This is a genomic window from Kitasatospora cystarginea (assembly GCF_039533515.1).
GTDB classification, from domain to species: domain Bacteria; phylum Actinomycetota; class Actinomycetes; order Streptomycetales; family Streptomycetaceae; genus Kitasatospora; species Kitasatospora cystarginea.
The window spans coordinates 115,274-128,695 of the sequence record NZ_BAAATR010000018.1 but is presented as its reverse complement, the minus strand read 5'-3'; the positions used below and the strand labels follow the sequence as shown (position 1 = coordinate 128,695).

The following is a 13,422-nucleotide window of genomic DNA, read 5'->3' as shown; positions in this document are numbered from 1 at the left end:
ACGAAGGATGTTTCGACTCAAGTTCGTTCCGTTCTGGGTTCGTGGGGCGGCGGGGCCGCCTGATCCAGGGAGGAGGCAGGGAGGGAAAGCCTCAGGGCCGGCTCAGGGCGTCCGGGCAGGCACGCCCGTCGAGGACCGCGTCGAGCAGCGCCACGGCTGCGGCGGAGTCGAAGGCGGTACCGCCGCCGGGCAGCGGGGCGGGGGCCTCGTCGCTCGCGGGCGCCCAGTAGCGGTCGCGGGCGAAGGGGTAGGCGGGCAGCCGCACGGTGCGCCGCTCACCGGCGGGATGCGTCGCCCGCCAGTCGACGAGCGCGCCGTCGCACCACAGGGACGTCACGTCGTCGAGCCGCCCGTCACGCAGCGCCCGGGTGACCTCCGCGGTCTGCTCCGGCTCACGCCGCACCCCGGTGCCGCGCGACCGCTTGATGCCGCCGGTGTGCCAGCCCGAACGCGCGTCCCCGGCGAGGAAGCGGCCCAGCACACCGAGGACGTCCTCGATGCTCCCGGCGACGAAGCCCAGGCGCTGCTCCATCGCTTCCCGGCCGACCTGGAGGGTGAACGCCAGGTCCGCGAGGTCGGGGGTACGTGCGTCGCGGCGAGCCTGTTCGAGGAAGTCCCGCAGCCGTCCGGCCGAGGCCCGCAGCCGGTCACCGTCCCGGGCGGACAGCACGATGGCCTGGGGCACGGTCGTGCGGGCCGGCGAGATCCGGGGCGCGGGGGGTGCCTCGAGCACGACGTGGGCGTTGGCCCCGCCGAAGCCGAAGCTGCTCACCCCGGCCCGCAGCGGCCACTCCCGCCCGGCAGCGTCGGCGCGCGGCTCCCAGCGGCGCAGCTCGCGCACCACGTCGAAACCGCCGTCGGCGAGCGGCAGGTGCGGATTGAGCCGGTCGCAGTGCAGAGTCGGCGGCAGCTCACCGTGGCGCATGGCGAGCAGCACCTTCAGCACTCCGGCCAGACCCGCGGCCGACTCCAGGTGACCGATGTTCGTCTTCACCGAGCCGAGCGCGCACGGCCGAGGACCGTGCGGCGGTTTGCCGTCCGCGGCGCGCAGGGTGCGGTAGGCGCTGGCGAGGGCGTTGACCTCGACCGGGTCGCCCAGCGCGGTGCCCGTGCCGTGCGCCTCGACGTAGCCGATGCTGTCCGGGTCGATGCCGCGCATGGCGTCCTGGATCAGCGCGGCCTGTGCCTTGCCGTTGGGGGCCGTCAGGGATCCGGCGCGGCCGCCGTGGTTCTCGGCGCTGCCGCGGACGACGCCCCAGATGGCGTCGCCGTCCCGCTGCGCCTGGGCGAGCGGTTTGAGCAGCACCACGGCGACGCCCTCGGAGCGAACGTAGCCGTCCGCGTCGGCGGAGAAGGTCTTGCAGCGGCCGTCCGGGCTGAGCATCCCCGCCATCTGTGTGGCGGCGAAGGTGTCGACGCTCAGCAGCAGGTTGACCCCGCCCGCGAGGGCCATGTCGCAGCGGCCCGACCGGATGCTCTCCACGGCACGGTGCAGCGCGATGAGCGAGCTGGAGCAGGCCGTGTCGACCGGTTCGCTCGGCCCGTGCACGTCCAGGACGAAGGAGATCCGGTTGGCCAGCATCGAGTGCGCGTTGCCGGTGGCGGTGAAGCCGTCGGGAGCCACGCCGCTGGCGTTGAGCAAGTGGTGGTAGTCGCTGCCCGAGACGCCGAAGTAGACGCCGGTGTTCTCCGGCAGCCGGGCCGGGGCGTAGCCGCCGTTCTCCAGCGCGGCCCAGACGGTCTCCAGCGCCAGGCGGTGCTGCGGGTCCATCAGCTCCGCTTCGAGCCGCGAGAGGTGGAAGAAGTCCGCGTCGAAGCGGTCCACTCCCTCGATCCGGCCGGCGAACTTCGGGAAGTCCGCCCGAGCGACGGTCTCGGCGTAGCGCCCGTCGAACCGGTCGCCGGGGTAGTCGCCGATCAGGTCGGCGCCCGTGCGCAGCCGCTGCCAGAAGGTGTCGAGGTCGTCCGCGCCGGGGAAGCGCCCTGCCGCGCCGACGATCGCCACGGCGCCGTCGTCGGGAACGGGCTCGGACCGGCGGGCCGGCTCGGGTGTCTCGGGTGCCGCGGGCATCTCGGGTGCCGCGGGGGTTGTCAGCTCCGAGCCGTAGCGCTCCAGCAGGTGCTCGGTGAGGCTGCGGATGTCGGGGCACTCGAAGAAGACCGCCGGAGTGAGGTCCGCGCCGAGGATGCCGTTGAGCTCCGAGGACAGCTTGGCCAGTGTGATGGATTCGAAGCCGTACGCGTGGAAGTGCGTGTCGACGTCGATGTCGGCCAGGTCGAACTTGAGGAGGTCGGCGACGGTCTCGCGCAGGATGTCGACGAGCGCGGACTTCCCGTCCGCCGCGGCCTCGAGTGCCGGAGGGGGAGCAGCCGTTCGGTCGGCCGTCGACTGTCCGTCCGGCTCCGCACGCGACGCCCGGGGCAGGGCGACCGGCGCCCGATCGGCCTCGCCCCGCAGCGCCGCCGGGAGCGTGCCGCCGGTGAACTCGGCGTCCTCGATCCGGCCCAGTACGCGGCCGTGTTCGTCGAGGAAGGCCGCCTGGAAGACGGCACCGGACGTCCGCTCCAGCACGATGGCCCGGGTGTGCTCCACCCGCTCGCCGTACGCGGAGCCGATCCGTGTCACGGCCGCCTCCGTCCGGCCCAGTGCGTGCTGGACGCCCTGGACGAGCCCGACGAGCACCCATGCCGGGAGCTGTACCCGCTGCTTGTGCGGGTCCTGGCACATCGGGGGTTCGGCGACCCGGACGAGCAGCCGGTGCCCGTCCAACTCGGTGACGCTCTCGACGCTGCGCGCGTACGGCCGGGCGTCGATGTCCGATTCGGCGAGCCCGGCGTAGAAGCCGTCCTGGTCGAGGGTGGCCGGGTCGCCGAGCGGCTGCGGCATCGACGCGGTCGCCTCGGGCGCCGCCTGCTCGATGTCGGCGGCGAACCGCAGGGTGGCCTCGTCTGCGTGCCACAGTTCGACGCGGTGCGAGCCCGACCCGGTCGTGCCGAGCCGCCATTCGAACGTCTCCACGGCGTCCGCGGGCGACGGCAGCGCGGCCCATCGGGCGTCGCGCAGCCGCAGCGGCCCCTCCAGCCCGGCGAGCCGGGCGAAGGCCAGTGCCGCGTCCAGCAGCGCCACGGTGGCGTAGCGACGCTTGCGGCCGACGGTGTGGACGTAGTCGAGCAGGTCGTCCCCGCGCAGCTCCAAGGCGTAGCGCACGCCGTTCAGGTCCGACCGGTTGGCGCCGATCCACGGGTGTGCCCGCCGGGTGAAGGCCAACGGCCGCAGCACGCTCGGCGCGTCGTCGTACTCGGGGTACCAGCAGCGCACCTGGTCGAAGGGGTAGGCCGGGAGCGACAGCTTGGCCGGGCGGGTTCCCGTCGGCCACAGCAGGTCCCAGTCCGGTCCGGCGCCGCCCGCCCAGTGGCGCGCCAGCGCGGACAGGTCCGCGTCGCGCAGGGCCTGCTCGACGATGGCGGCGTCGGCGGTGCGCCGCTGCCTCAGCGTGCTCACGGTGAAGTGCACGCCGCGGGGCGGATCGAGTGCTTCGGCGGTCCAGTCGATCTCGGACAGCCGGGCGAGCCGGGTGAGCGCGTCGGACATGTCATCGGCGACGAACGCCAGTCGGCACGGCAGTTCGTTCTTGCCGGTCTGCAGGGTGTAGGCGAGCGCGTCCAGGCCCGGTGCGGTGTCCCGCACGTACTGATGCGTGTCACGCAGCACCGTCCGCAAGGCCTGGGGAGTCATGGCGGAGAACACCAGCAGTTGCGGCCGGCCGCTGTCCGGCGCCGCGACGACGCTCCCGTCGTGCTCCTCGACGACGATGTGGACGTTGATGCCGCCCGCGCCGATGGACGTGACGCCCGCCCGGCGGGGGACCTCCTCGCCGCCGATCAGGGGGCGGCGCCACTCCGCACGGTGACGCTGCACCACGAACGGCGTATTCTCGAACTCGATCGCGGGGCTCAGCGTCTCCGCGTGCAGCGACGGCGCCAGTGTGCGGTGCTTGAGCTGGAGCAGCACCTTGGTCAGGCCGGCCAGGCCCGAACCGGACAGCAGGTGTGCCACGTTGGACTTGACCGAGCCGATCGCGCAGAACTCCCGGTCCTGGGTGTCGCGGCCGAACGCCAGGCTCGCGCCCTTGATCTCGATCGGGTCGCCGAGGGAGGTCGCCGAGCCGTGACCCTCCAGGTAGCTGATCGTCCGCGCGTCCACTCCGGCGTCGTCGAGCGCCTTCTCGATGGCGCGTGCCTGCTGCCGCGGGCTCGGCACCGTGAAGCCGTTGCGCACCCCGGCGTTGGTCATGCCGCTGCCCTTGATCACGCCGTAGACGTGGTCGCCGTCGGCCACCGCCTCCGCCAGCGGCTTGAGCACGAGCGCGCCGACGCCTTCACCGAGGATCGTGCCGTCGGCACCGAGGCCGTAACTGCGCACGACACCGGCGGACTTGGTGGTGAAGTGCGCCTGCGAGGTGGCGATCAGGTCGAACGGGTGCAGCATCAGGTTGATGCCGCCGACGACGACCATGCGGCACTCGCCGCCGCGCAGCATCCGCACCGCCTGGTGCACGCATGCCGACGAGGAGGAGCACATCGTGTCGAGGAACGCCGACGGCCCGGTGAAGCCGTACTGGTACGACAGCATGTTGGCCATCACGCCGATCTCGCTGCCGCTGGTGGCGGTGCCGCGGGTCAGCATGTTCTGGAAGCCGTAGAACGAGTAGCTGTTGTTCATCGAGCCGACCAGTACGCCGACGTCGCTGTCGTAGCGGCGCTTGAGCGTCTCGCGTGAATAGCCCGCGTCCTCCATCGCCGTCACGCCCGCTTGCAGGAACAGCCGGACCTCCGGGGACAGCAGCTCGGCGTCGCGCTGGGAGATGTTGAAGTAGCGCGGGTCGAACGCCTCGACGTCCCGGAGGAACGTACCGGTCCTGACGACCGTCTTCCCCTGGACGTCACGCTCGTCGAAGTAGATGTCGCTGTGCCGCCACCGCGATTCGGGGACCGGTTCGAAGCTGTGACGGCCCTCGCTGAGCAGCTCCCAGAACTCCTCCAGCGTGTCGGCGCCGGGATAGCGCCCGGCCATGCCGATCACCGCGATGTCGTGCCGCTCCGGGTCGGTCCACGGCGCGGGGGTGCGTGCTTCGACGGCCGCGGACGTCCGCGGGACCGGTGCCGTTGCAGCGGGCGCCTCGACGACCGGCGTCTTTGGGACCGTGTGCCCGGTAGGGGGTTCCTCGGGGGCGAAGAGCTCCAGCAGGCGGTCGCGGTGCTCGGCGACGAAGTAGTCCGCCACGCCCTGGAGATCGACGTGCTCGAAGAACAGCGTCTTGGGCAGCGACCCGAAGGTGTCCTCCAGCTTGCTGGTCAGGTCGACGATGGAGATCGAGTCGATGCCGTAGGTCTCCAGCTTCTCCTCGACCAGGATGTGCTCCGCGTCCTGCCGGGTCACCTCGGCGAAGAGGTTGCGCAGGTACTCCTGCGTGCGGGCGGCGAGTTCACGCTCGTCCAGGACGGCCGGCGCGGCGCTCGTCCGCTGCGGTACGGGCCGCGCGGCGCGGTCCAGTCCCGCGTAGACGCGCAGCTTGGGCCTGTCCCCGAACAGCACCACGCGGCGGACGGGTGTGTCGGTGCGCAGCGCGCGCTCCAGCGCGTCCAGACCGGCCTCGCTCGGCAGCGGCACGGTGCCGGTGCGCTTGCGCAGGTAGGCCAGGCTGGCGTCGTCCACCCGCATGCCGCCGTCGGCCCACAGCGGCCAGTCGACCGAGCGGGTCACACTGCCGGATGCCTGCCGCCGTGCGGCGAACGCGTCGAGGAAGGCGTTGGCGGCGGCGTAGTCGGCCTGCGCGGCGTTGCCGAACGCGCCTGCCACCGAGCCGAACAACAGCAGGAAGTCCAGGCCGCTTCCGCGGGTCGCGGCATCGATGTGCGCGACGCCGTCCACCTTGGGCGCGAGCACGGCGGCGGTGCCCGCGAGCGGCTTGTTCGCGAGGTAGCCGTCGTCGAGCACACCGGCCGCGTGGAACACCCCGTCGAGCCGGCCGTGCTCCGCGCGGATGGCCGCCACCGTCGTCCGTACGCCGTCCGCGTCCGTGACGTCGGTCCGGCGGTACGCCACCGCTCCGTGGGGCAGTCGCGCCCGCAGCTCGTCGACCGCCGTGCTCCCGGCCGACCGGCCGCTGATGACCACCGTCGCGCCGTAGCGTCGGCACAGCCGCTCGGCCAGCAGCCGGCCGAGCCCGCCGGCTCCCCCGGTGATCCAGTACACGCCGCCGTCACGGAGCAGGCTCTCCCCCACGTCGGCGTGCGGCAGTTCGACGGTCTCGTGGCGCAGTCGGCGGCCGTCCGGGGTGTAGGCGACCTCGGTGTCCTCCCCGGCGCCCGCCTCCGCCCGTACGACGCGCTCGAAGCGGACGGCGTCGCGGGAGTCCCACCCGTCGAGGAGCACCAGCGCGCCCGTGAAGGACGGGTTCTCCTGGTGCGCGGTCTTCAACAGCGCCGCCAGTGGGGCGTAGACCGGCGACTCGGGCGCTCCGGGCGCGACGACGAGCACGCGCCGCCCCTGCCCGAGCAGTCGCTGGACGTGCGGGTAACAGGCCTGGAACGCGGCCTTCATCGCGGTCGCGTCGGTGGCGCCCGCGGGGACCGCCAGGTGCTCGACGTCCATGCCCAGTCGCGCGGCACTCGCCGCGACGAGGTCCGGGTCCAGCGCGGCGTTCAGCACCGTCACCGGCCCGGTCGGTCCGGCCACGGGAGCCACGGCCTCCGACCAGCGGCCGGTGACCTCGATGAGCTCACCTTCCGGGGCAGCGCTCACGGACCCGGCGGCGGGCAGTGCCCTGGAGGTGTATCCGGTGAACCGCACGCACAGCCGGCCGTTCTCGCCGATCAGGTCGATGTCGACCGCCGCCTTGTTCCCCCGGGCGCTGTCCGCGGGCCTCAGCCACGCCCACATCGTCGGGGTCGTCGGCGCGTGGACGAGGAGGCCGTCCAGGGCGAACGGCACCGCGGGCGCGGACGGCTCACGCCAGCCGCCGTCCGCCGAGCCCAGGGCCAGGGCCGCGAGGAGGGCGCTGTCGAGGATCGCGGGCTGAAGCCGCATGCCCGCCGGGGCGTCGGCGGGCAGCCGCAACTCGGCCAGGACACCCTCCTGTCCGCGGTGCAGCGTGTGCAGAGCGCGCAGCGCGGGGCCGTGCTCGATGCCGCTGGCCCGCAGCGCGGCATACCCTTCGGCGACGTCGACGCTCCGGGGGTGCCGCTCGCGCAGCGCACCCAGATCCGTCGTGTCCACCACGGCCGCGCCGTACTCGACCCGGCCGCTGGTGTACGCCGTGCCCTGCTCGTCGGTGATCGCGTAGTCGTAGCCCTCGCCCGCGGCGGTCAGCAGGAGCCGTGCGGACAGCACCGTGTCCGCGACGATCAGCGGGCGGATCCATACCGCGTTGCGGACGCGCGGCGCCTGTCCGGCGCGGGTGCCCGCCACGACCGCCTGCCCGGCCGCCGCCGCGACGAGTTCCAGCGCCACCACGCCCGGGACGATCCGGACGCCGTTGACCACGTGGTCCCGTACGAATCCTTGCGTGGCGTCGAAGCGCACGGGGAACGACCAGCCACCGTCGTGCGCCCGCCCCTCGCCAAGCGGCGCGGGAGCCTCCGCCGTACGACTCGGCTCCGGCTCGCCGGCCGGGCGGAACCAGTGCGGGGTGCGTGCGAACGCGTAGCCCGGCAGGTGCACGCGCCGGCCCTGTTCCGGCCACTGTGCCCAGTCAACCGGCAGGCCCTGGGCCCACGCCGCCGCGAACTTCTCCCTGCGGCCCTGCTCCAGCCAGCGCTCGGCCAGCGCCGCCAGGTCGTCCGCGTCCAGCCCGCCGGGGCCCTTTGCGTCCGCGCGGCCGCGGAGGCAGTCCGTGGGGGGCGTCTCCCCCGCGGCGACGCTCTCCAGCTGGGCCGCCCACTCGCCGAGGCCGCTCGCGCGGAACACCACCCGCTCGCGCATCGGCACCCGGCCCTCGCGCAGCGTGCGCGCGACATCGGTCAACGACAGCGGATCCCCGTTCTCGACGCGGCCGCGGGCCCAGTGGGCGAGCGCGGCGCACGTCTCGCGGAGCCGCTCCTCGTCCTTGGCCGACACCGGCAGCCACTGTTCGCCGGTGTCCTCGGTGACGGTGACCGGGTCACCGGATTCCAGCAGCACATGGGCGTTCGTCCCGCCGAACCCGAACGAGCTGACGCCGGCACGCAGCGGTGCGGATTCCCCGGCGCCCCAGTCGACGAGGCGGTCCACGACGTACAGCGGACTGCCGTCCAGCTTGATGAGGGGGTTGAGCTTGCGGAAGTTGACCGTGGCGGGCAGCTTGCGGTGGCGCATGGCGAGGATCACCTTGAGCATGCCCGCCACCCCTGCGGCACCCTCCAGATGCCCGATGTTGGTCTTCACCGAGCCGACGCCGCAGCGGTGTTCGGCCGCGGGCCGGTCCGCGTTCAGCTCGGCGAAGGCCTGCTTCAGACCGCGGATCTCGATCGGATCCCCGACGGGCGTGCCGGGGCCGTGCGTCTCGACGTAGGTGACGCTCTCGGGCTCGATGCCCGCCCGGCGGTAGACGTCGGTGATCAGCTCGGCCTGGGCGGCCGGGTTGGTGACGGTCAGGGAGCTGGTGCGCCCGCCGTGGTTGCTGCCGATGCCCTTGATCACCGCGTGGATGGCGTCGCCGTCACGGCGGGCGTCCGCGGCCCGCTTGAGCAGGACGACGCCGCCGCCCTCGCCCCGCACATAGCCGTTGGCGTCCGCGTCGAACGCGCGGCAGAGCCCGTCGGGCGAGAGCATGCCCGCCTTGGCGAAGGCGATGAAGTGCCGGGGCGACCACGTCAGGTTGACCCCGCCGGCGAGGGCCTGGTCGCAGTCGCCGTTGTGCAGCGCCTGCACCGCCTGTTGCACCGCGACGAGCGAACTGGCGCACGCGGTGTCGTTGACGACGCTGGGGCCGCGGAAGTCGAAGTGGTGGGACACGCGGTTGGCGATGATCGCGTAGGCCGCGCCGGTCGGGTAGTAGGCGTCGATCTCCTCGACTTCCCGCTCGATCAGCTCGGCGTAGTCCCAGTGGCAGACCCCCATGAAGACGCCGGTGCGCGAACCCGCGATCCGGTCGGCGCGGTATCCGGCGTCCTCGAGCGCGTGCCAGCTCAGTTCCAGGGCCATCCGCTGCTGCGGGTCCATGGACTGCGCCTCGCGAGGAGAGATCTTGAAGAAGTCCGCATCGAAGCAGTCGATGTCGTCGACGAAGCCGCCCCACACGCTGTTGGTCTTGTTGAACTCGCGGCGCGGGTGCCCGAGGTGGTCCTCCTTGCGCCAGCGGCGCGCAGGCACCTCGCTGATCAGCGAGCGCCCCGCGGCCAGGTGGTCCCAGAACTCCTCCGGGGTGCGCGAGCCGGGCAGCCGCAGGGACAGACCGACGACGGCGATGTCCTGGTCCTCGGCGGGAGCGCCGGATTCCGTCTTCACAGCACGTTCTCCGTCCTGGCCGACAGGGCACTGCTGCGCCGGTCGACGACGTTCAAAGGGATACCGAGCGGAGCGTGGCGGCGCGCGTGCCCGCGCACGTACCAGTGGTGCAGCCAGACCGTCGAGGCCAGGAGGACGAACGCCTGGTTCTCCTTTGTGCCGATCCCCTCCGGGGGGCTGTCGAAGACGCGGTCGGTGAACCGCCGCACGAAGCGCGGGTCCAGCACACCGATCTCCTCGAGGGTGCCGGGGTCGGTCAGCAGCTCGCGGTAGTGCGGGCGGGACCGGACGAACGCGGCACTGTCCGGGGCGCGGTAGGGGAACTTCCCCTTCCTGACGATCCGTTCGGGCAGCACATCGGCGTAGGCCTGCTTGAGCAGGTACTTCTCGTCGAAGGAGTCCCCGAACCGCAGGTTGAGCGACGCCGCCCGGCGCACCACGGCGGGGTCGAGGAACGGGCAGCGGTTCTCCACACCGTGCGCCAGCGCCATCCGCTCGCCCTGGGTCGACAGCAGATAGCCGCTCAGTAGGGTGCGGAATTCCAGCCACTGTGCCTTCTGCACCGGGGACAGCCGCGCGTAACCGGGCTCGCGCGCCACCAGCTCCTTGACGGCCGCGAACGGATCGCCCGCGTCCCGCAGCAGGCGGGCGGCGAACCGGCCGTTCTGGAACCGCATCTGGTGCGAGAAGAGGCCGGGCAGGCTCTCCTCGGTGAACTGCCGGTAGAGCCCCAGCATGCGGCGGTGGCCGTCCGCCCCGTTGAAGTGGCGCAGGTAGGGGTGGAGCTGCCCCATCCTGCGCATGCGGGTGTCGTCGTCCAGCTCGTGCCACGCCGAGAGCAGCTGGGTGTCCTTGAAGATGCCGTATCCCAGGAACGCCTCGTCCGCGCCCTCGCCGCTGAGGACGACCTTGATGCCCTCGCTCCGCACGTGGCCGGCCAGCAGGTACATCGGTACGAACGCGGTACGGAAGACGGGCACCTCGGCGTGCCGGACAGCTTCCGGGAAGGCGTCGACGATGTCGGAGTCCTTCACCCGTACCGTGGAGTGCCGCGTGCCCAGGTGCTTCGCCAGCTCGTCCTGTTCGGCCGACTCGTCGAACTCCGCGTCCTCGAACTGGATCGAGAACGTCCGCAGGGGGCGGTCGGTCCGCCGCGCGGCGATGTGCGCGATGATCGACGAGTCCAACCCGCCGGAGGCGTACACCCCGACCTCCACGTCACTGCGCAGCCGTACGTCGACCGCGGCCTCCAGCTCCGCGCGGACCAGCCCGACGGCCTCCTGCTCGGACTCCGGCGCCGGGCCGGCGGTCAGGTCGAGGCTCGCCCAGCGGCCGCGTCGGACCGTGTCCCCGCGCACGGAGAGGTACTCGCCCATCGGGATCTGCTCGATTCCGCGGTAGCCGCTCTGGCCGGGCAGCGGGGCCCAGGTGGCGTAGATCGAGGACAGTTCGCGTGCGTCGAAGTCGAAGCTGAAGCCCGGGTAGGCCAGGAACGCCTTCATCTCGGAGGCGAACAGCCATGCGCCCTCGTGCCGGGCCACGAACAGCGGCCGCTTGCCGAACCGGTCGCGCGCCAGGTGCAGCTCGCCGGTGGTGGTGTCGAAGACGGCGAACGCGAAGGCGCCGTTGAACCTGGGCAGGCAGTCGTGGCCCCAGGCGGCCCAGGCGTTGAGGACGACCTCGGTGTCGGACCCGGTGCGGAAGGTGAAGCCGCGGCCGGTCAACTCGTCGCGCAGTTCACGGTAGTTGTACAGCTCGCCGTTGTAGCAGAGCCAGTAGCGGCCGTCGGCGCTGCCGACCGGCTGCGAGCCGCTGGACAGGTCGATGATGCTCAGCCGTACCGTGCCCATGGCCAGGCGGTCGTCGAGGAAGCAGCCCGCTTCGTCCGGGCCGCGGTGCTCGATCTGTGCGAGCATGTCGTGGATCACGTGCTGGTATTCCCGCGGGTGCAGGGAGCTTTCGTGGAAGCCGGCTATTCCGCACATCGGGTCACCGGCTCCCGACGGTCCGCGCACGGGCCGCGTCGACGAACTCGACGATGCCGGACAGCGAGACCATGATGTTGCCGAGGAGTTCCTCCTCACCGAAGGAAACGTCGTATTCCTGCTCGATGTGGGCCATCAGCGAGACGTAGCCGAACGAGTCGAGGATGCCCGCCTTGAACAGGTCGGTGTCCTCGGTGATCTCCGAGTCGAACTCGAACATCAGCCGTTCTTCCATGTACTTCTTGATTTCCTGCTTCATGGCTGTCCTCACCGTCGAAATGGTTGGTCCGGACGCGCGCCGGTGCCCGACGCCCGTGAATGCTTCGCTGCTTCGGCGCGGTGCTACGCGACCGCGAGCCCGGCGCGGACGACCCGGGCCAGCGCGGGCCACTGGGCCCGGATGAAGAAGTGGTCGCCGGGGAACCGGTGGGTGGTCAGGGGACGGGTGCTCTCCCGTTGCCAGGCGTCGACGTCGGCCTGGGTGAACCACTCGCTCTCACCGGTCATGGCGGTGACGGGCACGTCCAGTGGCGGCGCGTCCTCGTGCTCATAAGCGCCCAGCGCGGCGAAGTCGGCCCGCATGACGCGCTCGTAGTAGGCCATCAGGTCCTCGTGCTCCCATAGCTCCGCTGGGATGCCGCCGAGCTGCTTCAGGTGCGCCCAGAAGGCGTCGGTCGGCAACTCCCACGTATGGCGCTCCCGGCTCGGTATCGCCGGTCCGCTCTCGCCGGAGACGAACAGGTGGGCCGGTGCGGGCAGGCCCTCCTCGCGCAGCCGGTGGCAGAGCAGGAAGGCCAGCCGGGCGCCGAGGCTGTGGCCGTAGAGGGCGTACGGGGCGTCGAGCCGGTTCCGCAGCTGCCGGAGCAGGTCGTCGACAATCGCCGGGAGTTCCCGCAGCAGGGGTTCGGAGGACCGCCGGCCCCGGCCCGGCCGCTCCAGCGTCACCACGTCGACGTCCGGGAGGTGCTCGGTCAGGCCCGCGTAGGCGCGCTCGTCGCCTCCGGCGTAGGCGACGCAGAACAGCCGGGGCCGTGCCGTGCCCGCCGCGCGGGCAGGGGGCGCGGCGGCCGTGCGGATCTGCTCGACCATGCGTGTCAGGACCTGTCCTTCGCCCACCTGCCGGCAGTCCTCGGCGGACGTGCGCTCCAGCAGGTAGCGGATGCTTTCCAGCCACCTCACCGACCCGGAGATCTGCTCGCTCAGCGTCGCGGCGATGTCCTGCTCCACGTACGGCCGCGCGGTGAGGTTGGCGATCACCGTGGCCCGCAAGGGGGAGAACCGGAAGCCTTTGAGGAAGGCCGCGAACTCGTCACGGGCCGGAGCCATGAACCGCGAGTGGAACGCGGCCGACACCTTCAGTGGGGCGACCCTGATCCGGCGCTCGTCGAGAACCCGGCGGGCCCGCTCGATCTCGTCACGGGCCCCGGACAGCACGATCTGAGTGGGGGTGTTGATATTGGCGACATCGAGCCGGGAAAGGCCCTCCTCGTCGAGGAAGGCGCGCAGGTCGCTCTCACTCATCCCCACGACGGCGAGCATGGCCCCGTCCGAGATCCGGGCCATGAGCTCGCCCCGCTTGATGACGAGCTTGAGGCCGGTCTCGAAGTCGAAGGCGCCGGCGGCGTGCAGGGCGTTGTACTCCCCGAGGCTGTGGCCGAGCAGGTAGTCACCCTCGGGTTCGCCCCGCTCCAGGGAATCCCGGTAGGACAGGGCGTTGACGACGTAGAGCGCGGGCTGGGTGAAGCGCGTGTCGTTCAATCGCCTGTCGGGGTCCGCCAGGCACAGCCGGGGGAGGTCGTAGCCGAGGACGTCGTTGGCCATGGCGGTCGTCTGCCGGAAACGCTCGAAGAGTCCGGCCCCCATTCCCCTGGCCTGGGACCCCTGCCCGGGGAAGAGCACGGAGCGCGTTCCCGCGGTGGAATCCCTCACGCCGGACTCCTGTCGGCCCGT

4 protein-coding genes are annotated in these 13,422 nt (G+C 72.0%); all 4 read right to left on the bottom strand.

Annotated elements, in window-relative coordinates; translation table 11 throughout:
* Window positions 1-91: 91 nt before the first annotated feature.
* Window positions 92-9,487 (bottom strand): SDR family NAD(P)-dependent oxidoreductase, encoded by a 9,396-nt coding sequence (locus ABD369_RS20830; RefSeq protein ID WP_344637980.1) that lies wholly within the window; start codon window positions 9,485-9,487, stop codon window positions 92-94.
* On the bottom strand, window positions 9,484-11,472 hold the full coding sequence (gene asnB, locus ABD369_RS20825; RefSeq protein ID WP_344637979.1) for an asparagine synthase (glutamine-hydrolyzing): 1,989 nt from the start codon (window positions 11,470-11,472) through the stop codon (window positions 9,484-9,486). Before asnB ends, ABD369_RS20830 begins: the two co-directional genes overlap by 4 nt.
* A gap of 4 nt (window positions 11,473-11,476) precedes the next feature.
* Window positions 11,477-11,731 (bottom strand): acyl carrier protein, encoded by a 255-nt coding sequence (locus ABD369_RS20820; protein ID WP_344637978.1) that lies wholly within the window; start codon window positions 11,729-11,731, stop codon window positions 11,477-11,479.
* 83 nt (window positions 11,732-11,814) lie between these two features.
* The gene (gene fabD / locus ABD369_RS20815) at window positions 11,815-13,401 is read right to left on the bottom strand and encodes an ACP S-malonyltransferase (RefSeq protein ID WP_344637977.1); all 1,587 of its coding nucleotides are present in this window, start codon (window positions 13,399-13,401) and stop codon (window positions 11,815-11,817) included.
* Window positions 13,402-13,422 lie beyond the last annotated feature (21 nt).

Excerpts from the sequence above, each read along its gene's own strand:
- asnB (WP_344637979.1), bottom strand. The coding sequence starts at position 11,472 with ATGTGCGGAATAGCCGGCTTCCACGAAAGCTCCCTGCACCCGCGGGAA.
- ABD369_RS20820 (WP_344637978.1), bottom strand. The coding sequence starts at position 11,731 with ATGAAGCAGGAAATCAAGAAGTACATGGAAGAACGGCTGATGTTCGAG.